We start from the raw sequence: 20,683 nt of genomic DNA, 5'->3' as shown, positions 1-20,683 counted from the left end.
TTTCAAAGCTCTAAAGAAGCGAAGTAAACTGCATCATTGTATTTGGAGGATAGTATGACAAAACGATTGAAAAGAACTGAATTTATGATGGCGTACATGATCATCATAACACTTGCTTGCACAGTTGGTGGATTTTTTTTCGGGGCCCATTATATGAAGACACAATTGGAATCGGAACAAGCCGCCGTACTCGAAGCTGAGAAAAAGGAAGCCGAAAAAGAAAAACTGCTGCGTGAGCAAAAGCTGTACAACGAACAGGACTTTATCCGATTTTACTATGCCGTTTATGCACCGCTGCTTGATCTGAAGCAAGCACATTTTGATACGATGGATAAATGGAATCAAATGAACGAAAGTGAACGGACAGAAGGCTTGAAGCAGCTCAGCAATTTAGCTGACCAGACAAGGAAAGAGCTGGAGAAAAACGTTCCCTTGCCGACGTCCCCCATGCTGAGACAAGCTCACGTCACCTTTACGAACAGTGTACGGGCGTATTTGGATAGTATGGAGCAGATTCGTTCCGATCAAAATAAGGCTACACCTGCTTCCATTGGAGCTAGCCTGACGCTTTTCCAAAATAACTGGCTAACCGCACAGGAAATGGTGTATCACTCCATTGCGTCTTGGGAATCAGCTTATGTAGTGAAGCAAGCCATGCCGAAGCAATTACCTGGAACCGTTAACACCGCACAGTGGAAGCAGTATCCATTCCATTACCGCACCTATCTCGCAGCTGTTGCCATGTCAGCGAACAAACAATGGAGCAGCTATAATCCTGAGGACCTGACTGCAAGACTTGATTTGCTCATTGCATCTAACGAAGTTCAGGCACTAGGAATCAAAGATTTAGCCGCTGCCGTGAAGATTTTGAACGCGACAGATGCAGTATCTGCGGGAGATTTTAAACGCTTGAATACACAGCTCTACTCCGTGCTAAAGGCACCTGAAATCCCTCTTTATAAGTAGTCGTACATTTTTAGACTGATTCAATCTTGAAATCTTGTCACCAAGAGCATACAATGATCTATGATAGTGGACGTACCACTTCGGTATGGGAGGTGAAACCACGATGACTACATGGGTAGATAAAGATACTTGTATTGCTTGCGGTGCTTGTGGCGCCACGGCTCCTGACGTCTTTGATTACGACGATGAGGGCCTTGCGTTCAACAAGTTGGATGACAATGCTAACAGCGTTGAAATCCCGGATATCCTGCATGACGATGTTCGTGATGCTGCTGAAGGATGCCCGACCGACTCTATTAAAGTGGAATAGTATTCCATCTACTAATGGAAGAAACCTCTTACGTACTTCGGTATGTAAGAGGTTTTTCATTATGCCCTCCTCTCCTCCACTGAACGAACCAACTTTCCGTTCTTTCTTTTGTCATTTTTCGATAAGATAATAGCAACAGCAAAATCCGAACATTAAAATGCGTTTTTTCCATTTTTTGTGATGTAAACATCTTAACGTTCGTGTTTTGGTCGTTTTCATAGTGTTCCCAGCATAAAATTGAGTATTATTCACGAACGATAACCGATATAAAATAATTAATGTTCATTTTTTCTCGTTTTTCTTCTTGACGGTGTTATTTTGACGTGATATCGTAAGTACAAATCTTACGAAACACTTATAAAACAACAGCGATGACGAAGAAACGCTGTGATTGAGAAATCCCCAGAGAGCCGATGGTTGCTGCGAATCGGCGATTTCTCCCACGGTTAAGCACTTCTGAGCTGCTGCGTTGAAAATGGATTCACCATCCAAGTAGACGCAAACGGTAGAACCGTTATCTCTTTTAGGTCATGTACCTACCAAGGCTCTTTTTTGAGAAAAAAGGAGCGAATGAGGGTGGCACCGCGAAGCAAAGCCTCTCGTCCCTCACTGTTCTGTAATAGGAGCAGTGTGAGAACGGGAGGTTTTTTTGATATGCACTTATTTAGGAGGAGAGAACTATGTTTGCAGACAAAATGATTTTGAGAATCCCTGGCCCTACCCCTATTCCACCACGTGTCCAAACGGCGATGAACCAACCGATGATTGGACACCGCAGCGGCAAATTCTCCGCTCTTTTTGCCCGTACTGCTGAAAGACTGAAGCCTTACTTTGGCACCAAGCAGGACGTATTCATCTTGGCAGGTAGCGGAACGAGCGCACTGGAGATGGGCGTCGTAAACACGCTTCAACCAGGCGATGAAGCTGCCGTCCTCGTCAGCGGTGCATTTGGTGAGCGCTTTGCAAAAATTTGTGAGCGTTACGGTATCATCGCCCATCGCGTGGAAGTGCCTTGGGGCAAGGCGGTTACACCTGAGCTGTTTGAAACATTCCTGCAAAAAAAGCCACAAATAAAAGCCGTATTCGCTACGTACTGTGAGACATCCACTGGGGTAGAAAATCCGATTGCTGACTTGGCGAAAGCAATCCGCACTCATTCGGACGCCCTCTTCATTGTGGATGCGGTAAGTAACCTTGGTGCGGTTCCATGCGAAATGGACGCGTGGGGTGTCGATATCGTAGTAACTGGCTCGCAAAAAGCTTTCATGCTGCCAACAGGCCTTGCCTTCCTCGCTGCGAGTGAACGCGCATGGCAAGTGATTGAGCAAAACAAATCGCTCGCCTTCTATTTGGACCTGAAAGCATACCGCAAGAGCTTGGCCGAGCAAACAACACCGTATACGCCTGCTGTATCCCTCATTTTCGGTCTCGCCGAAGTATTGGATATCATGGAGGAAGAAGGCTTGCCAGCTATCGTAAAGCGCCATGAACTAATGAGAGACATGACTCGCGCAGCGATGAGGGCATTAAACATAAAACTGATGGCAGAAGATCAGTACGCATCGACGACCGTTACCTCTTGCGATCCTGAGGGTGTCTTTCATGCAGAAGCTCTCCGCAAAATGTTAACGCAGCAATTCAATATCACGATTGCTGGCGGCCAGCAGCACCTGAAAGGCAAGATCTTCCGCATCGGGCACATGGGTTATTGTGAGCCATTGGATGTCCTGCAAGTCATTTCTGCCATTGAATTGTCGCTTCACCAAATCGGTGCTCCAGTTGAACTGGGTGCTGGTGTAAAAGCTGCTCAGGAGGTGCTCATCGCACATGTATAAAGTACTCATTACTGACCCACTTAGCGAATTTGGAATTCAACAGCTCTTGGACGCTTCTGATGTAGAAGTTGTTCGTCAAACAAACCTCTCCCCTGCCGAACTGATCGATGTGATTGGCGACTACGATGCTCTCCTCGTACGCAGCCAAACCCAAGTAACAGCAGAGGTACTTTCTGCCGGCAAAAGGCTGAAGGCTGTCGGTCGCGCGGGTGTTGGGGTCGATAACATTGATATCAACGCTGCCACCCAAGCAGGTATTCCGGTCATCAACGCTCCGGACGGCAACACCATTTCTACCGCAGAGCATTCGTTTGCCATGCTGATGGCTGTCGCTCGTAACATCCCTCAAGCTCACAAGAAGCTAGTAGACGGTACATGGGATCGCAAAAGCTTCCAAGGGGTTGAGTTGAATAACAAAGTACTCGGAGTCATCGGTATGGGTCGTATCGGTTCTGAGGTTGCGAAGCGTGCGAAAGCATTTGGCATGACCGTCATGGGCTTCGATCCTTTCATGACCGAGGAACGTGCGCAAAAAATGGGTGTAACTAACGCAACTGTGGATGAAATTTGCCGACAAGCAGATTTCATTACCGTCCATACTCCGCTGACAAAAGAAACCCGCCATATCATCAGCACGCGTGAATTCGCGAAAATGAAGGATGGCGTTCGCTTGATCAACTGCGCTCGCGGGGGAATCATTGACGAGAAGGCTCTCTATGAGGCGATTACCGCTGGAAAAGTCGCGGGGGCAGCTCTGGACGTTTTCGAAGAAGAACCACCTGTAGACAACCCTCTCGTTGGTCTACCTCAAGTGGTAACGACTCCACATCTGGGAGCTTCGACCATTGAAGCACAGGAAAACGTGGCCGTAGATGTATCGGAAGAAATCCTGAAGGTTCTTCGTAACGAGCCATTCAAAAATGCCGTGAATTTGCCTTCGATTCCTGCGCACGTGATGGAAAAAGTCCAACCGTACTTTACGTTGGGTGAAAAGCTGGGCCATTTCCTTGCCCAAGTGACAGTAGGTTCCATTTCGGAAATTTCCATTAAATATAGCGGTGAATTGACGGATGTAGACACGTCCCCGCTGACTCGCACAGTCCTCAAAGGTGTACTGTCCTTCCGTCTAGGCGAGGAAGTCAACTATGTGAACGCCCCGATTCTAGCAAAAGTGCGTGACATCACCGTAACGGAGCAAAAGACAGCACAAAACAAGGGCTTTACGAACTTACTGACTGTTAGCTTAAAAACGACGCAAGAGACACGCACAGTGGCCGGAACGCGACTCAATGGTTACGGTGCACGTATTGTGAAAATTGACGACTTTGCGATTGACGTAGCGCCTGAGGGCTATCTGCTCTACATTCACCATAATGACCGTCCAGGTGTGATCGGACGTGTCGGTTCCATCTTGGGTGAAAACAGCATGAACATCGCAACGATGCAGGTAGGACGCCGTGATATTGGTGGAGACGCGATCATGATGCTCTCTGTCGACAAACCATTGACGCCAGAGCTTCTCGATACGATGGGCGAGCTGGCGGAAGTGAAAAGCGTTACACAAATCGAGCTGTAGGTTCCTTCCATAGAGAATAGACCTGGCCTTCTGCCGGGTCTTTTTCTTTACCCTGAATTTGGTTAGAGCTATAATGGGACAAGATAATTCTGCACACCAAGGAAGGAGCTTCTTATGACGAACCAGGCATTATTCGCTATTGGTATCTTTTTAGTTACCTATGCATTTATTATTAGCGAAAAGTTACATCGAACCATCGTCGCCATGTCCGGCGGAATTCTCATGGTCTTGTTCGGGATCGTTACACAGGAACAAGCAATTCACCATATTGACTTTAACACGCTCGGCCTACTGATTGGGATGATGATCTTGGTTGCCATTACGGCCCAGACCGGTGTTTTCAAGTATGTGGCCATCCGTGCGGCAAAGGTCGCAAAGGGCAAACCGATTCGTATCCTCGTCTACCTGAGCTTGATCACGGCCATTGCTTCCGCCTTTTTGGACAACGTTACTACTGTGCTTCTCATCGTACCTGTGACGTTTAGCATCGCTCGCCAGCTCCAGCTTAATCCGATTCCTTTTTTAATCAGTGAAATTATCGCCTCCAATGCCGGAGGAACCGCTACCTTGATCGGTGATCCACCGAATATCATGATTGGCAGTTCTGTGCCGGAGCTTGATTTTATGAAGTTTCTCGTGAATTTGAGCCCAATTATCATCGTGATTATGGCTGTAACCGTTGTTTGCTTGGTGCTCATATACCGTAAGCAGTTAGTAACATCACCTGAGTTGAGTGCAAAAATCATGCAGTTAAATGAGCGTGATGAGATTACCGACAGCCGTTTACTGAAAAAATCCTTAACCGTCATGGCGCTGACGATTCTAGGCTTCATGTTGCACGGAGCGCTTCATTTAGAATCGGCCACGATCGCTCTGACAGGTGCTTTTCTCTTACTTCTGCTAACAGGAGAACACTATCTAGAAGATGCGATAAGCAAAGTGGAATGGAATACGATCTTTTTCTTCATTGGTCTATTTGTTCTCGTCTCCGGTTTAGTTGAAACTGGTGTGATTGCAAAACTCGCCAATGAAGCGATGAAATTGACAGGTGGAGATTCACTCAAAACCTCCCTGTTAATCCTCTGGTTGAGCGCCATCGCCTCTGCCTTTATTGACAACATTCCATTCGTTGCTACCATGATTCCGATGATCAAGGAAATGGGCTCCCTCGGGATCACCAATTTGGAAGCGCTTTGGTGGAGCCTTGCACTCGGGGCGTGTTTAGGTGGTAACGGTACTTTGATTGGAGCAAGTGCCAACGTGATTGTTGCTGGCTTGGCTGCAAAGGAAGGACATCATATCGGCTTTTTCAGCTTTATGAAGGTCGCCTTCCCGTTAATGATCCTATCTATCTTGATTGCTCATGTCTACGTTTATCTACGCTATTTTATTTGGTGAGGAGGAATCACTCTTGTTCCATTACACCTATAATCAAGAGGAAATCGAGATCAAGGAACAAATTTCTCAGCAAGATGCTACCTACCATATTGTCGTAAAATCTGAGTCCATGCGAGCTCGTGTCAAAGAGGTTCGTCGTTATTTTGAAGGGAACAAAGACTATACAGATGTCCTGTTTTTTTCACGAGAGGATGGTTCCTTCGAAGTAATCGTCCGTCTCAACATGGTTGAATCCTTTTTGATTCATGCCTTTCGCTTCAAATGCCTGCAATCGATTAGTTGGGAATAAAAAAACTCCGCCGTTTCTTACATACGGCGGAGTCAGACTGAAGAGAAACCCCCTTTTGGGGGATTTCTTTTGGTATTGTTCCAGCACGAAGTGCTGAAAAAAGGATAGCCTGCACCTAACTTGCTTTCGCTAGGTGTAGTGCTATCCTTTTAATGTTTTGTACTGTTGCTGTCATCAATACTTGCTCTTGGACATTTTCGCGTCCTCGTAACCTACAATAGCGAAGCCCATGCAGTTCTTTAGCATCTGCAAAGCTTCGCTCTATGGTTTGGTATCTTAATCTATATAAATATTTCCCCGATTTACTTAAACGGTTCTGTCGAACCCATTCCTTACTCTCTTCCCAAACGTGCCTGCTTATCACCTTTTGGTGATTTTTAGATCGGGTACACTCAGAAAGCCTTGGACAAGTTTTACATATTTCTTTATTGGACTTATACATCCTGTATCCGTTTCGATCGGTAGTCGAATAAGTAAGCGTATGTTTTTGAGGACATGTGTACACATCGCACTCCAGATCATATTTAAAGCGCCATTTAGCAAAAAGACCTTTAACAGGTGTAAAGGCACGATGACCGATGACAGCAAATACATTTATATCGTGAAGTGCCTTGCAGATTGGAGTAGTTAAATAACCAGCATCTAATGCAATAGCTTCAATTGTATCCTGAAACCCAAACTTCTCGATTTGGAGATTCAGCCTATCTATGTAAGGAACGGAATCATGGACATTGCCAGCAGTGACATGGACATCGGTAATAATATTGTACTTATGATCGACAGTCCGGTGATCGAGATAGAAAAAGCCTTCGGGCTTGCTGTCTCGAACCATGTAGCCACTTTCCGGATCAGTGGTACTCATCTTGATTTCCTTTTCTTCCTTCACACCCTCTCTAGGCTTCAATCCTTTTTTCCATGTACCTCACGGTCTTCATTAATTGCTACCTCTAAATCTTTGAGATAGGCACGACTCGTTTTCTCGATGACATGCTTCTTAAATTTTCGTTTATTCGCATTTGCTTTAAGATGCGTAGAATCACTTATCAATACACGTCCAGCGACCATTCGATGCTGAATCGCCAAGCGAACAATTTCATCAAAAATCTCCTGAAAAACATTTGTATTTTTAAAACGGGTTCGACGATTCCAACTGATTGTTGTGTGATCTGGAACTCGATCTGTTAAAGAAAGGCCAAGAAACCAACGATAGGCGATATTAGTCTGGATTTCTTTTTCGAGTTGCCTCTCTGAGCGGATACCGTAAAGGTATCCAATGAAAATCATTTTAAATAAAACAATAGGATCAATGGAAGGTCTACCGTTATCCTCGCAATAATATTGACGTACTTTTTCCCGGATGAAGGAGAAATCTATATGTTTCTGGATGACTCTTAATAAATGGTCTTCTGGGACCAATTCATCAAGGCACACAAATTCGTAATGCATTTGCGGATTTTTATCATTGGAGGTAAGCACAATTATCACCTACTATAAAATGTAATTATAAGAATTATAACAAATTAACGCGGTGTCGTATTAAAACTAAGTGAAATAAAAATGGCTGTCGACTTTCTCGACAGCCTGACTCCGCCGTTTCTTACATACGGCGGAGTTTTTTTATCTACAGAATGGAAAGGATATCGCGCACATCATCGAGAATAAAATCTGCTTTTTCCTCTTCAAACTTGCTGCGCGCATCTTGACCAGACAGTCCAGTCAATGTCGCTGCAAACTTGCAACCGATTGAGCGGGCCGCTAGAAAATCAGCGAGTGAATCGCCGACGATCAGAACCTCTTCTCCATTTTCGATTGGTAATGAAAAATGGACAGCATCGCTAATCGGTGCATCGAGTCCGAGCAACCCTTTTACATAGCAATAAGGGTGTGGCTTGGACATCGGCGCAAAGCTAGGAAATGCTTCTTCCGCATCGAGTACGTGAGAGGCGGTTACGACACGGTTCGGGTCAAACCATTCCAGTATGTTCATCTCACTGAGGGGAACATGCGTCTCAATGGTAGGACGCCCTGTTCCAATCCCCAGTGTGTATCCTTTTTCTTTTAACGTGCGGAACAACTCGACCATTTCTGCAGGTGGTACAATCGGAATCTCGTCTGCCAAGAAGCCCTTCTTACCTGGCTGCATGGTCTCACGCCCAATCGATGCCGCCACACGTTCGTCACCGAGATACCATTCTTGAAACGTCTTTTGAATCAACTGCCATAGATCACTATTGCGAGAGAACATTTCTGTTGCAATACCGCAACGCTCTTTTGCAATCTGATTCAAGTAAAGCAGCATTTCTGCTTTTTGTGCAGAACCTTTGGCAAAATCAGCGGTGAACGCTGCGTAGTCTACTTGGAAATCAGGCGCATAAGTGGCAGCCCACTCTTTCACTTTTGCCAGTTGCGGTCGATCAATTTGTTCGACAAGAAGGCTCGTTGCTTCTGGAACTTGCGTTTTAACCACTTCAATCAAACGAATCAACTGATAGGAAAACGCAAGGAAAACCATGTCCCAGTTGGAGTTGATTCCACGTGACTTGATAAAGTTTAGCACTTCATCATGAGCGAAAACTTGCTCGCGCACTCGTCTGATTTGCGCTTCTTCTGGAGAAGGTGTGAATTCCTCGCCTGCAAGCCCTACATACTGTGGGCTGTACAAAAATTCCCACACTGTCAATGCAGAAGCATCAAAGTATCGCTCTTCACTCAACATAACCCCGTCAACATCAAATAAGATCGTTTTGATCATTTCTCTCTACACTCCTATTTGTTTTTATGTAGCATCAAGGCGATTGTAAAAGTCGTTCCCTCGCCCAGTTTACTTTGCACACTAATGGTGCCCCCATGTGCCTCGACTAGGTTTTTCGCAATGGCTAGTCCAAGACCAGTCCCACCAAGTCGTCCACGTGTACGAGCCTTGTCAGCTTTATAGAATCGCTCAAAAACAAACGGCAAATCTTCTTGCGGAATGCCACTGCCTGTATCGCTGATCTCAACCAGCAATGTTTTATCCCCGCGAGCCCGAATGGTGACGCTCCCCCCACTTGGCGTATGTCGCAGCGCATTATCGATCAAGTTCGTTAGCACTTGCTCCATGCGATCAGGATCAATAAGTACATGGGTATGCGTCGTCGATGTTTCAAGGAAGAGATGGATTTCGCGTTCTCTCGCCAGATTGGTGAATTTACGTTGAATGCGCTCCAAATATGGGCGCAGTTCCATCGTTTCCTGGAACAATTCCACATGCCCCGCTTCCATCCGTGCCAGGCTAAGCAATTCATTCACCAGCTTGGTCATGCGCGCTGACTCATCATAGATAATCTGCGCCAATTCTTTATGCTCCTCCGGTGTCGCTACGATATCATCCACAATCGCTTCACTGTACCCTTGCAGCATGGATAGAGGTGTTCGCAGCTCATGGGATACGTTTGCCACGAAATCATTGCGCATCTTATCCAGCTTACGCTCCTGCGTGATGTCTCGAAGAACAGCAACCGCTCCACGGATTTGATCCTTATCGTTCAAAGGTACCATGACAACGGACCATATCCGCCCTTGAACAGGGATATCCTCTGTCACTTCCTGTCCGGTTTGCAAAACCTGCTGATAGAACGGGAACAGCGGCACAGGCTCATCCGAATGCTCGAAATCCCAATCTCGCAAAAATCGTTCCGCTGGCGGGTTCGTTACGGCCAGCTTGCCGTTCGCATCTATCATCACAACACCATCTACCATGCTTCTAAGAACGCTCGCCAGCTGCTCCTTCTCTTTGGACAGTGCATCGACTAACTGATTGAGCTTGCTTGCCATCGTGTTAAACGAGGCCGCCAGTTCACCAGTCTCGTCTTGGGTCCTGATCGGGATTTCAGCATGAAAGTCCCCTTCCGCAATGCGATGCGCCGTTTCTTTCATCTGACGTAATGGAGTCGCAATACGCGATGAGAGGAAAAAGGCGAATACAGTGGTAGAGACAAACCCGATGACGCCAACCACAAAGATTAAAAATCTGACTTCCCTAACCGTATCATCAAAATCTTCAATCGCCTGATACATGACCACTGCGCCCGTTTTCCCTGCTGCCATTTCTAAAGGAACAGCAACCGCAAGAAGTTCATGCTTGTTATTTGTACGGTCAGCGGATTTATTCACATCAATATAGATCGTTTTGGTTGCCGGATGCTTGCCTGCCAGCGCATCAGTCAAACCCAATGCAGGATTCTGGAGCAAAAGATCTACTGGAATACGAGGAAGCCCAGCCCCTTCGCTCATGCTGACTTGCTTTCCTTTTTCATCTAGAATGACCATGCCCGTATGATGGACCAAGCCAAACCTGGAAGCCATCTCCATAGCGGCCGTCATATCTGGACTTTGCGCTAAACCGACTGCGATACCGTCTGCCAGATCATGCAAATTCTTGGACTGCCGATTGCTATAAAAGCTGTCAAAGGATTGAACGAGCAACAAACTGAAGATCGTCAAAACGAGAGCAAATAAAGCAATAATCGTCATCCATAGCTTTCCGACTACACTGCGAAAAATAACGTCCACTTTACTTAGGCACCTCTAGCTTGTATCCGACGCCCCAAACCGTGGCGATCATATTGGCTGCTTGCGGAGAAACACGGTTCAATTTTTCGCGGAGACGCTTGATATGCGTGTCCACCGTACGCAAATCGCCAAAGAATTCATAGTGCCACACATCTTTCAACAGTTCTTCACGTGTAAACACTTTATCCGGTGACAATGCCAGGTAGTGCAGCAGCTCATACTCTTTTGGAGTCAGGCTAACCTCTTGGCCACTTGCGATGACTTTGTGTGCATCGTGGTCAATGGTCAATTCCGGGAAAACAAGAACAGAATGACTGTTGAAAGTCTCTGTCTTCAAATAAGCTGTTGCCGAAGAACGACGAAGAATCGCTTTTACCCGGTACATGACCTCACGTGGGCTGAACGGTTTCACGACATAATCGTCTACCCCTGCCTCAAACCCGTGAACGCGGTTCGTTTCTTCCCCTTTTGCCGTCAGCATAATAATAGGGGTTGCCTTGAATTCACGAACACGCTGGCATACCTCGATCCCGTCCATACCTGGCAGCATCAAGTCGAGCAAAATGATATCATAGTCACTTCCTACAGCCATTTCGACTGCTTGCTCTCCATTATCTGCTTCATCAATCAGGAAGTTTTCTCTTTCCAAGTACATTTTCAGAAGTCTGCGAATGCGCTCTTCATCATCTACAACGAGAATACGTGCCATTTTTTCCATCTGGAACACCTCTTGCTCTCATAATATCGTAAAACTGTTAGAAGATAGTCCAAAAAGCTGGTGGTAAAACCAGCTTTTCGAGGAATTTCTACACTCCAGCGTAAGAGTGCAGACCAGCAATGACCAAATTGACCACGACCAGTGTAATCAAAATAATGACAAAGCCGATGACGGACATCCATGCTGATTTTGCACCGATCCAGCCTCTGGATAAACGCAAGTGCAAGTAGGCACTGTAGAAGAGCCAGACAACTAATGCCCATACTTCCTTCGGGTCCCACCCCCAGAATCGTCCCCATGCCTCTTCTGCCCAAATCATCGCAAAGATAAGGGCTCCGAGAGTAAACACCGGATATCCGATACTGATTGCTCGATAACTGATTTCGTCCAGAAGCTCCGGATCGACGCCCTCAACTGAAGGCTTGATAGCAGCCCCTAATCGTTTTCTGAAAATCAAACGCAATCCGCCATACAAAATTGCCCCTGTCAGGACTGACCACAGCATCGTGTTCAATTTACGTGCGGCGTCTTTTCCTTCCATCCAGGTAGGTGCCTCAAAGAGTGGTGACATTGGGCCTTCCTTGATGATGGTTGAATCAGCAGGCGCAACAATTGCAGGCAGAATGTACTCCACTTTTGGTTTTACCTTCTGTCCTACTGCATTCATTTCTTCTTTCTTCATCTCAAATACCGTCTTTTGATCCATCCGCGCAAACGTAGAATCCATCAAAATGAATCCAACGAGCATTAGAACTACAGCCAGCACGATCTCCAGCCATTTCGTGCTTTTGGTGGAAATATGCTGCGGAACGGTACGGATCAAATACATGAGACCCGCTGCAAAACCAACCGCCAAAATACCTTCACCCAGTGCAGCCGTAGTCACGTGAATATGCAACCAGTAACTCTGCAAAGACGGAATCAATGGGGTGATTTGCTTCGGGAACACGTACGAATACGCGAGCATGATCACCCCAAGCGGAAGGACAAACGCTCCAATCGAAGTCAGCTTGTAAATCCGGTAAATAATTAAGTAGGCCAAGATAATACAGTAATCCAAGAATGCCATAAACTCAAACATGTTACTTGTCGGGCTATGGCCGCCGGCAATCCAGCGAGCAGCCACATACCCTGTTTGCGCCACAAAACCGATAACGGCTAACCAATACGCAATCCGTCCATAGCGCCCTTCATGTTGTTTGGGATCACGCCCTGCCCAGTTTTTTCCCGTCACGGCTACAGCGAAGAAGATAGACGAGATCACGTAAAGCAAAAACGCGATATCCAATAACCAGTCACTCAGTTGAATGAGCTGCACGTTGTTAGTCCCCCCTTTGAAGCTTTAGGCCTTGGCCTTCGTTTTATCTTCTATCGTGACAGGGAGCTCCGCTTGTTTAACCAGCCCGTCTACTTCCCTACGAAGACCGAACCAGTTTTTATTCGTATGAGCCGCTACCATGATACTTCCCTCTTGCGTTTGTACCCAAACCCGGCGATGTTGCCAGAACACACCGATTGCAACGCCCACAAGGAAAATGAACGAACCGAAATAAATGAGTGGCAATGCTTTGTCCACCCGTACATTCAGCCCTGCAATATCGACCAAATCAGGCATTTTGATGTCGAGTCCGTAACGAGGATCATTTTTCTGCGTAAGAATGGTTCCTTCTAGATAAACCAATTTTTCATTATAATTGCCATTGTCTCCAATGAGTTCCAACGCGACCATCGGATTTTTTGGCAAATTGGTTTTCGTCGCAGGCTTCCCATCTTTCCCCATTATAAAATCGGGGAAGTAATCCAAAATCCGTACCGTGAACCCATCTGCAATGGTTTGTTCGGGCTGTGGATTGTACAGATCAATTTTGATAAGGCCGACCTCTTTTTTATTGTTTTTCAAATCGACCACGATAAAATTGAGTGCTCCAAGCTGCATCTCTTGCACGCCGCTCTGATAAATGTAGAGGCTGTCCTGTTCCATCGGATGATTCACGACGATCGGCCCCTTCTGCACTTCTACCAAATCCGGCTTTTTCCCTGGAACGTCAGCGCTTTTATTTTTATACAAAATGGCATCTGTCTGGTAGCTCTTCACGATGGCTCCGCCCTTAAGCTCCAGTTGCTCCGGCATTTCTTCTTCCGACCAATACTCTGTCGTGTAGTTCTCGTTTTTTATGTAATAAGGGGTATTCGGAATCGCCATTGTTTGTCCCTCACGCACCCAGACGTACTCGTCCAAGTAAAAGCCAGGCAGGCTTCGCATTAAGGTACCGACCAAAAACAAAATCAATCCAATGTGATTAATGTAAGGACCCCAACGGCTAAAACGGCCTTTTTCAGCCATAATCGCTCGTTCTGTGCGGAAAATGCGGTATCCTTTTTCTTTTAATGCCAGAGCAGAGGCGTCCAGTATCGCTTCCTGATTGGCTTCTGGAGCAAGCTCACCCTCTGCAAACAGCTTTTGCCCTTTCAAAAAGGACTTGTGCTGGTTCAATCTCGGCTTGTTTAACGCTTTATACAGCGGTACTACGCGGTCCAGACTACAGATAACCAAAGAGGTACCGAGCATAACCAGAAGCGTCACAAACCACCAGGACGAGTACATATTGTGAAATCCAAGGCCGTAAAAAATCGTTCCGATCGTTCCATATGTTTCTGTATAAAAGCGGGCAACATCTGCTTCTGTCGGTACAGGTACCGGTATGTACATTTGCTGCGGAAAGATGGTTCCGACTGCGGACGCCACCAAAAGGACAATAATGATACCGATTGCAATTTTGACCGAAGAAAAAAAGTTCCAGACTCGATCGATTACCTTCGTGTTATTTGTTTGAGAACGTCTTGCCATTCCTTCATAACGCATGTCAGGAAACGATGTCTGCTCGTGGACTTCCACATTCAAAGGCTTCCCGCAAGACTCACAGAGCAGCGTTCCAACCGGGTTGGTATGACCGCATTCGCATTTTCGCTGATCCATCATTGCTCCTCACTTACGGCAAGATTTTTGTTATTTTCGACTCAATCATCGCTTCATCTAACTGCCCGATGAAAACTTCCTTCACTTCTCCATCTGGATCGATGAAAAAGGTCGTCGGAATCGGACCGATTCGATACAGCTTTGTAATTTCCGATTGGCGATCGAGCAAAATAGGGAAGTCAATCCCGAACTGCTTTACAAATGGGTCTACGGCAACTGGCGATTCTCCGATATTGACGCCAAGTACAACCAATCCCTTATCTTTGAATTTCGTGTATTGTTTTTGCAATGCTGGCATTTCTTTCTTACAGGGTTCACACCATGTGCCCCAGAAATTCAGAATAACGCCCTTTCCTTTCAAACTTTCCAGAGTTAGCTCTGGCCCATTCAATTGTTCCAAACTAAAATTCGGAGCATCGCTTCCTACTTTCACAGCACCGGGGTCCTTCACAAAGCTGGAATAAAGTGCAAAGACCAGCGCTACAAGCAAAACACCCAATACCGCGATCCTGACATATGTACGATTGCTTTTGTTCATGACGCCTACTCCCATCTACTGCTAATAAATTGCATCCTTTTCCCATTCTATTATAGCGTTCCTAGTTTTTCCGACAGCGCACAACTTATGAACAGATTTTGAACGAATCAATGATTCGAACGCGGGCTGCGTTTCTTTTGAACCAATCCCCGTTTCAAGCTCTCCACTTCCTCATGAGTGAGCTTGCGAAATTCGCCTGGCTTCAGTCCATCTAATGTGAGAAACCCTAAACGGATTCGCTCCAATGCTAACACCGGATGACCGATCGCCTCACACATTCTGCGAACTTGGCGGTTTCGACCTTCATGTATGGTCAGTTCTACCAATGCCCGCTGGCTGCTAGACTCTGCCTTTAACAATTTTGACTGACCGGGAGAAGTCATGCCGTCTTCCAAACGAATGCCGGTTGCTAGCTTGCGCACTTTTTCAGGACTGGGGATTCCCTTTACCCATGCCCGATACACTTTATCGATTTCATAGCTTGGATGGGCCAGCCTGTTGGCAAGCTCCCCATCGTTCGTCAAGAGCAACAAGCCGGAAGTATCGTAATCCAAGCGACCTACTGGATATACCCGTTCTTGAATTCCCTTCAACAGATCGATCACTACCCTTCTGCCTTGCGGGTCTGTGACGCTCGTAATGACACCAGTAGGCTTGTACAGCAAGAGATAGACATGTTGCTCCAGCTTAACCTGCTTTCCATTCACCACAATTTTGTCCTTGAGCGGATCGACTTTTATTCCCTGCTCTCTTACGACTTGGCCATTTACCTGCACCTTGCCTTGCGCAATCAATTCTTCACAATGGCGACGAGAGGCGACTCCAGCATGCGCCAATACTTTCTGTAAACGTTCCATCGTTGGTTCACCTCTACAACATCATACCCATTCTTACTAGTGTGGACAAGAAAAAGGGAAAAACTTCCCCATAACCATGAGGAAGTTTTCCATACCTACTCAATTTGAGCTCTTTTAAGCGAAAATGTAGGAGACAATGAGCAGTGAGAATATGACACCTGCCAGGTCAGACCACAAACCTACCTTTAGTGCATACGCAGAATTACGAATGCCAACTGCGCCAAAATAAACGGTTAAGACGTACAGTGTCGTATCTGTACTCCCTTGCATAGTAGCGGCCAGTCTACCCAAAAAAGAATCGGGACCGTACTGCGCGATCAGATCTGTTGCAATCGCAAGTGAGCCTGTTCCCGTCAACGGACGGAGCAGCGCCAACGGGACCAGTTCCTCCGGAAAATGCAGCAGGTCAAGAAGCGGCTTGAGGGCGCGAAGCAGTAGATCCAATGCTCCTGACTCCCGAAACATACTCACCGCGACCATCATGGCGATCAGGTGCGGGAGTATGCGAATTGTTGTGGTTAAGCCGCCTTTTGCTCCATCTACAAACGTCTCGTAGACGGGGACTTGTTTTTGCCACCCATACAACAAGACAAAAGCAATCGTAACGGGAATGGCCCAAAGAGAGAGCAGGGATACCCATTGGTACATAAGGACTCCCCCTATCTGTGTCTTCGTATATGCCGATAACGATACATCCGATCAATCAACAGAGCGACAATGGTGGCAGCAAAGGAAGATAACAGCGTAGTACCTACGATTTCTACGGGGTTCACGGACCCATACTGCATGCGGATCGCGATCATCGTCGTAGGAATAATCGTAATGCTTGCCGTATTAATCGCCAGCAGCGTACACATGGCCGGCGAAGCGTTTTGCTTATCTGGATTCAGCTTTTGGAGCTCTTCCATTGCTTTTAGCCCCATTGGAGTTGCTGCATTACCAAGCCCGAGCAGGTTTGCGCTCATATTTGAGAGGATATAGCCCATGGCAGGATGCCCTTTTGGTACATCGGGAAAAAGGACTTGGATGATCGGAGACAACACCCGCGCCAATAGCTCAAGGAGTCCTGACTTTTCAGCAATCCGCATCATTCCCATCCAAAAGGCGAGAACACTGAGAAGTCCGAGACAAACCGTTACGCCCGTCTTGGCTCCCTCAAACGCTGCTGCGTTGATCGCTTCCATTCGCCCTGTCACGGCTGCAACGACAATGCTAATGACAATGAGCCCGAGCCAAATGACATTAAGCACTCCACAGCCCCCCTGACACTATTCCCCAAAACTGCTCCCACATTGAGCGTGAAGCTTTCGGAGCTGCTAGCGTCGGCGTATCCACACGAACTAGCAACGGAACCTGCCCAATCCTCTTTTCCTTTAAATAAAGTTGAAGAAATCCTGCTAGTTGACCATTCATTTTTGATGTTACCGTTGATTCTCCCATAACGACACGCTTGTGAATGGCCTCTATCTCTGCCGTTTGCAGTGGATACTGAAAAGCGTTTGTTGTGACAAGATGAGTTCCTGCTTCAAGTGTGACTGGCGTGTCGGGCTTTACCTCCTGCCCATTTTTGACCAGTTCTTGTAGCGGATAATTCGCAAAACCCCAGTCCATCAGCTTGGCCGAGTCGTTCCAGTCATCAGAAGCATTTAGAGTAATCGTCGCCAACTGCCTTCCATTCCGTGTGGCAGAGGAAGCCAGGCAGCGCTTCGCGAGTTTTGTGTATCCCGTTTTCACACCATCAGCACCGTTGTAGAGGTGAAGCATCTTGTTTTTGTTCAGTAGGCGCCGGTCCCACTGTTCACCTTCCCATGAAATATCCTTGACTTTCGTGGAGACGATTTGACGAAATACCGGATTATGTAAGGCGTAGGCGGACAGCTTTGCCATATCTTCCGGTGTGGAGTAATGCTGGTTACTGTCGTCTAAACCATGCGGATTGGTGAAATTCGTATGCTCCATTCCAATCATGGCCGCCTTTTCATTCATCAAGTAAGTGAATCCGGGGACTGACCCTCCGATGTGCGTTGCGATGGTGACGGCCGCATCATTGCCAGATCGCAGCATCAAACCGTACAGCAGTTCTTCCAGCGTGAGCTTCTCCCCATTTTTCAAGTAGATCGATGACCCTTCCACCCCTACCGCTTGTGGTGGTACCGTTACCTGTGCATCCAATTTGCCCATCTCGATTGCTACGATTGCTGTCATTGTTTTGGTCAGACTCGCAATCCTCATTTTTTTCGTACCGTTTTTGGAATAAAGAATCCGTCCACTCTCAACATCGATTAGTGCTGCCCCTTCTGCTGACAAGCTAGGTGGAGCTGCAGCAGCCTTTAGCACTGCTGCCGGCGTAAGAGCCATCTGTATAAAAAGAAAAACGACGAGTACGCCGGACAGATATTTTCGTATGTTCATAAACGTCCTCCCCATTTGAAAACTTGGGCTCAACCTTGACTATAAGTCAAGAGAAAAGCCGTCGTTATACCACGATACACAGGTTTGTACCATAGTATATGGGGACGAGTCGTATGATAGTACGAAAAACTGTCCGGGCTGTAACTAGTCGTTTGTCGCTTCTTCTGCTTTTCCGAATAGCGCTGATGCTTCTAGACGCGCTTCTTCAATATCAAGATTGACAGGCGGTTCTGGCAAATCCCCCAGTTCCCGTAGACCAAAATGCTCCAAAAATTCTTTGGTGGTCGCGTACAAAATGGGGCGTCCAATCCCCTCTGCTCTCCCCGCTTCGCGAATGAGTTGTTTGGATAAGAGGGTGTTCAGTGCTTTTTCGCATTTAACGCCACGTATTTCTTCAATCTCCGAACGGGTCAGGGGCTGCTTGTACGCAACAATGGCGAGAGTCTCCAATGCTGCTTGGGATAGCGTTGACTGACCTGGCGATGTTGCTAGCCGTTCAAAATAGGGTACATGCTCGGGCAACGTAGTCAGCTGATACGCTTTTGCCACTTCCACGATTTGAATACCGCGTCCTGCCCGGCGGAAGTCAGCTTTCATGTCTTCGATCAAATCGATGACCTCTTCTTCCGACACCTCAGTGATTTCACTGATTTCTTTGGCATCGATTCCTTCATCACCCGAGATGAACAGCAAGCCCTCGATTACGCCTTTCAGCTTGTCATAGTCCATCAGTATGGGCTCCTTCCGTTCCGTTTTCACATATGATGATGTCTTGAAACAATTGATTTTGTACACAAGTAATGTGCTTGGCCTTCATGAGCTCAAGCAAGGCGAGAAAGGTCGTCACAATCTCTGTGCGCGTCGCCCCTTGCGTAAACAACTCAGAAAAACGGACCATCCCACCGCTGCGTACCGCTTGGCGTATCTCCGTCATCCGATCCTTGATGGAGATTTCGTCGCGCGACACCTTGGTCATCGGTTCTTTTTCTTTCGTTTTCTTTACCAGCTTTTCCAGCGCATTGATCAAATCGTAGAGGGTCACATTCGTTACGGTATGATCCTCTTCACGCACATAAGGAGACAAATTCTCTGCGGGACGCGTAAAGACTTGATTACGACCGATTTCCATTTCTCTCAGGTTCTCGGCAAGCATCTTATAGCGCTTGTACTCCAACAGACGCGCAACCAGTTCTTCACGCGGGTCTATCTCGTCTACATCCATATCGAGGAACTGCTGAAAGACATGCTCCTCCTTTTTCGGTAACAGCATCTTGCTTTTAATAGAGAGGAGCGTAGCCGCCATGACTACGAACTCACTGGCCACATCCAGTTGGAGCTCTTGCATCTTGTCAATCGTCGCGAGGTATTGCTCCGTAATTTCCGCTACCGGTATGTCGTAGATGTCCACCTCAGCCTTGTCGATCAGATGGAGCAACAGATCGAGTGGTCCCTCAAAGGAATCAAGTTTGATGCTGTAAGCCAAAAGTCGTCCCTCGTTTCCGTTAGATGAACACGCTTAGGATACTATTTCCAATTCGTTGAACCAATTCTAAAGCAATCCCATGGGGAATACCAAAAACGATTGTGCTGACCCCCGGAATAAAGATGAGTAATAGGAGAATCCACGGCCCGTATACTTCATAATTGTAAAACTTTCCATCCCAACTCCGCGGCGACAAAAATCGCAGTATTTTGTAACCGTCCAATGGCGGAATCGGCAAAAGATTGAAGATGAAAAGAGCTGTATTGATCAAAACAGAAAAACGTAGTGTTAAATCAATTGCGTAAGCCACTTTTTCTTGCATGCCAACCAGCACTCCGGAATTCACTACTACGAAATACACCAGGTAAAACAAAACCGCGAGTATCAAGTTAATGAGTGGACCTGCAAAAGAAACGTAAACAATCCCTAATCGCTTGTTCCCACGGAAATTCAGAGGGTTGATCGGCACTGGTCTCGCCCAACCAAATGGACCAAACAGAATGAGAATCAAACCAAATGGATCAATATGCGGGATTGGATTTAATGTTAAGCGGCCCTCCGATTTCGCCGTATTGTCACCCAGCTTCCAAGCAACAAAGGCATGCGCCCATTCATGCAAAGTGAAAGCGATAACGAACGCAATTAAGCGAAACGGTACCGTTTTCCAATCAAAGTGAAAAAGATCCATTGCTTCCTCCAATCATGCGCGTTCAAAAAGTCATCTTTTTGAACAACCCCAGATAAAAATCGTCTATCTTCTAGCATACCAGCAG

20 protein-coding genes and 1 other annotated feature are annotated in these 20,683 nt (G+C 46.7%); of the genes, 6 read left to right on the top strand and 14 right to left on the bottom strand.

The window, feature by feature from the left end:
* Window positions 1–54 precede the first annotated feature (54 nt).
* The 6 genes from ACUUHJ_RS13290 (at window position 55) to ACUUHJ_RS13265 (ending at window position 6,374) form a co-directional block, all read left to right on the top strand.
* Entirely contained in the window at window positions 55–966 is a 912-nt protein-coding gene (locus ACUUHJ_RS13290; RefSeq protein WP_289677661.1) for a hypothetical protein, read from the top strand.
* Window positions 967–1,069: 103 nt separating this feature from the next.
* Window positions 1,070–1,276, top strand: coding sequence for a ferredoxin (locus tag ACUUHJ_RS13285; protein WP_007724004.1), 207 nt, complete (start codon window positions 1,070–1,072; stop codon window positions 1,274–1,276).
* Window positions 1,277–1,638: 362 nt separating this feature from the next.
* Window positions 1,639–1,886: a binding site (T-box leader), on the top strand.
* 70 nt (window positions 1,887–1,956) lie between these two features.
* Window positions 1,957–3,111, top strand: a complete 1,155-nt coding sequence (locus ACUUHJ_RS13280) for a pyridoxal-phosphate-dependent aminotransferase family protein (protein ID WP_472299066.1) — start codon at window positions 1,957–1,959, stop codon at window positions 3,109–3,111.
* Window positions 3,104–4,687, top strand: a complete 1,584-nt coding sequence (gene serA, locus ACUUHJ_RS13275) for a phosphoglycerate dehydrogenase (protein WP_472299065.1) — start codon at window positions 3,104–3,106, stop codon at window positions 4,685–4,687. Before ACUUHJ_RS13280 ends, serA begins: the two co-directional genes overlap by 8 nt.
* 114 nt (window positions 4,688–4,801) lie before the next feature.
* Window positions 4,802–6,085, top strand: a complete 1,284-nt coding sequence (locus ACUUHJ_RS13270) for an ArsB/NhaD family transporter (protein ID WP_472299064.1) — start codon at window positions 4,802–4,804, stop codon at window positions 6,083–6,085.
* A 13-nt stretch (window positions 6,086–6,098) separates the two neighbouring features.
* Window positions 6,099–6,374 carry a hypothetical protein gene (locus tag ACUUHJ_RS13265; RefSeq protein ID WP_289677657.1) on the top strand — a complete coding sequence of 92 codons (276 nt, stop codon included), beginning with the start codon at window positions 6,099–6,101 and terminating at the stop codon, window positions 6,372–6,374.
* A 115-nt stretch (window positions 6,375–6,489) separates the two neighbouring features.
* Here the strand turns inward: ACUUHJ_RS13265 and ACUUHJ_RS13260 are convergent.
* From ACUUHJ_RS13260 to ACUUHJ_RS13195, 14 genes are all read right to left on the bottom strand, one after another.
* Window positions 6,490–7,820 (bottom strand): IS1182 family transposase gene (locus ACUUHJ_RS13260; RefSeq protein ID WP_472301122.1). Its coding sequence is split into 2 segments (ribosomal slippage): window positions 6,490–7,280 and window positions 7,280–7,820, totalling 1,332 coding nucleotides; the frame shifts between segments, so codons are not numbered across the junction.
* Window positions 7,821–7,995: 175 nt separating this feature from the next.
* Complete coding sequence (locus tag ACUUHJ_RS13255; RefSeq protein WP_173626014.1) at window positions 7,996–9,126, bottom strand: HAD family hydrolase; 1,131 nt, start codon at window positions 9,124–9,126, stop codon at window positions 7,996–7,998.
* Between the two features lie 14 nt (window positions 9,127–9,140).
* Complete coding sequence (locus ACUUHJ_RS13250; RefSeq protein ID WP_289677656.1) at window positions 9,141–10,925, bottom strand: ATP-binding protein; 1,785 nt, start codon at window positions 10,923–10,925, stop codon at window positions 9,141–9,143.
* 1 nt (window position 10,926) lies between these two features.
* Window positions 10,927–11,643, bottom strand: coding sequence for a response regulator transcription factor (locus ACUUHJ_RS13245; RefSeq protein ID WP_012686105.1), 717 nt, complete (start codon window positions 11,641–11,643; stop codon window positions 10,927–10,929).
* An 88-nt stretch (window positions 11,644–11,731) separates the two neighbouring features.
* On the bottom strand, window positions 11,732–12,961 hold the full coding sequence (gene ccsB / locus ACUUHJ_RS13240) for a c-type cytochrome biogenesis protein CcsB (protein ID WP_012686104.1): 1,230 nt from the start codon (window positions 12,959–12,961) through the stop codon (window positions 11,732–11,734).
* Between the two features lie 24 nt (window positions 12,962–12,985).
* The gene (gene resB / locus ACUUHJ_RS13235; protein WP_472301183.1) at window positions 12,986–14,620 is read right to left on the bottom strand and encodes a cytochrome c biogenesis protein ResB; all 1,635 of its coding nucleotides are present in this window, start codon (window positions 14,618–14,620) and stop codon (window positions 12,986–12,988) included.
* A 13-nt stretch (window positions 14,621–14,633) separates the two neighbouring features.
* Window positions 14,634–15,158 carry a thiol-disulfide oxidoreductase ResA gene (resA, locus tag ACUUHJ_RS13230; protein WP_012686102.1) on the bottom strand — a complete coding sequence of 175 codons (525 nt, stop codon included), beginning with the start codon at window positions 15,156–15,158 and terminating at the stop codon, window positions 14,634–14,636.
* Window positions 15,159–15,265: 107 nt separating this feature from the next.
* Window positions 15,266–16,015 (bottom strand): pseudouridine synthase, encoded by a 750-nt coding sequence (locus ACUUHJ_RS13225; protein ID WP_289677655.1) that lies wholly within the window; start codon window positions 16,013–16,015, stop codon window positions 15,266–15,268.
* A gap of 114 nt (window positions 16,016–16,129) precedes the next feature.
* The gene (locus ACUUHJ_RS13220) at window positions 16,130–16,663 is read right to left on the bottom strand and encodes a spore maturation protein (protein ID WP_048032596.1); all 534 of its coding nucleotides are present in this window, start codon (window positions 16,661–16,663) and stop codon (window positions 16,130–16,132) included.
* An 11-nt stretch (window positions 16,664–16,674) separates the two neighbouring features.
* Window positions 16,675–17,265, bottom strand: a complete 591-nt coding sequence (locus ACUUHJ_RS13215) for a nucleoside recognition domain-containing protein (protein WP_012686100.1) — start codon at window positions 17,263–17,265, stop codon at window positions 16,675–16,677.
* Window positions 17,258–18,427, bottom strand: a complete 1,170-nt coding sequence (locus ACUUHJ_RS13210; RefSeq protein ID WP_472299063.1) for a D-alanyl-D-alanine carboxypeptidase family protein — start codon at window positions 18,425–18,427, stop codon at window positions 17,258–17,260. Before ACUUHJ_RS13210 ends, ACUUHJ_RS13215 begins: the two co-directional genes overlap by 8 nt.
* Before the next feature lie 144 nt (window positions 18,428–18,571).
* Window positions 18,572–19,156: an SMC-Scp complex subunit ScpB gene (gene scpB / locus ACUUHJ_RS13205; RefSeq protein ID WP_016739982.1), complete on the bottom strand. Its 585-nt coding sequence runs from the start codon at window positions 19,154–19,156 to the stop codon at window positions 18,572–18,574.
* A complete protein-coding gene (locus ACUUHJ_RS13200; protein ID WP_016739981.1) occupies window positions 19,146–19,910 on the bottom strand; it encodes a segregation/condensation protein A in 765 nt (254 codons plus the stop codon). Before ACUUHJ_RS13200 ends, scpB begins: the two co-directional genes overlap by 11 nt.
* 19 nt (window positions 19,911–19,929) lie before the next feature.
* Window positions 19,930–20,598, bottom strand: coding sequence for a site-2 protease family protein (locus ACUUHJ_RS13195; protein WP_064199941.1), 669 nt, complete (start codon window positions 20,596–20,598; stop codon window positions 19,930–19,932).
* Window positions 20,599–20,683: the final 85 nt, after the last annotated feature.

The organism is Brevibacillus schisleri, assembly GCF_055685845.1.
The sequence above is the reverse complement of the archived record's forward strand: the minus strand, read 5'-3'. Positions and strand labels throughout refer to the sequence as shown.

Coding starts and splice junctions, on each gene's coding strand:
- ACUUHJ_RS13290 (WP_289677661.1), top strand. CDS start 55: ATGACAAAACGATTGAAAAGAACTGAATTTATGATGGCGTACATGATC.
- ACUUHJ_RS13285 (WP_007724004.1), top strand. CDS start 1,070: ATGACTACATGGGTAGATAAAGATACTTGTATTGCTTGCGGTGCTTGT.
- ACUUHJ_RS13280 (WP_472299066.1), top strand. CDS start 1,957: ATGTTTGCAGACAAAATGATTTTGAGAATCCCTGGCCCTACCCCTATT.
- serA (WP_472299065.1), top strand. CDS start 3,104: ATGTATAAAGTACTCATTACTGACCCACTTAGCGAATTTGGAATTCAA.
- ACUUHJ_RS13270 (WP_472299064.1), top strand. CDS start 4,802: ATGACGAACCAGGCATTATTCGCTATTGGTATCTTTTTAGTTACCTAT.
- ACUUHJ_RS13255 (WP_173626014.1), bottom strand. CDS start 9,126: ATGATCAAAACGATCTTATTTGATGTTGACGGGGTTATGTTGAGTGAA.
- ACUUHJ_RS13245 (WP_012686105.1), bottom strand. CDS start 11,643: ATGGAAAAAATGGCACGTATTCTCGTTGTAGATGATGAAGAGCGCATT.
- resB (WP_472301183.1), bottom strand. CDS start 14,620: ATGGATCAGCGAAAATGCGAATGCGGTCATACCAACCCGGTTGGAACG.
- resA (WP_012686102.1), bottom strand. CDS start 15,158: ATGAACAAAAGCAATCGTACATATGTCAGGATCGCGGTATTGGGTGTT.
- ACUUHJ_RS13225 (WP_289677655.1), bottom strand. CDS start 16,015: ATGGAACGTTTACAGAAAGTATTGGCGCATGCTGGAGTCGCCTCTCGT.
- ACUUHJ_RS13220 (WP_048032596.1), bottom strand. CDS start 16,663: ATGTACCAATGGGTATCCCTGCTCTCTCTTTGGGCCATTCCCGTTACG.
- ACUUHJ_RS13210 (WP_472299063.1), bottom strand. CDS start 18,427: ATGAACATACGAAAATATCTGTCCGGCGTACTCGTCGTTTTTCTTTTT.
- scpB (WP_016739982.1), bottom strand. CDS start 19,156: ATGGACTATGACAAGCTGAAAGGCGTAATCGAGGGCTTGCTGTTCATC.
- ACUUHJ_RS13195 (WP_064199941.1), bottom strand. CDS start 20,598: ATGGATCTTTTTCACTTTGATTGGAAAACGGTACCGTTTCGCTTAATT.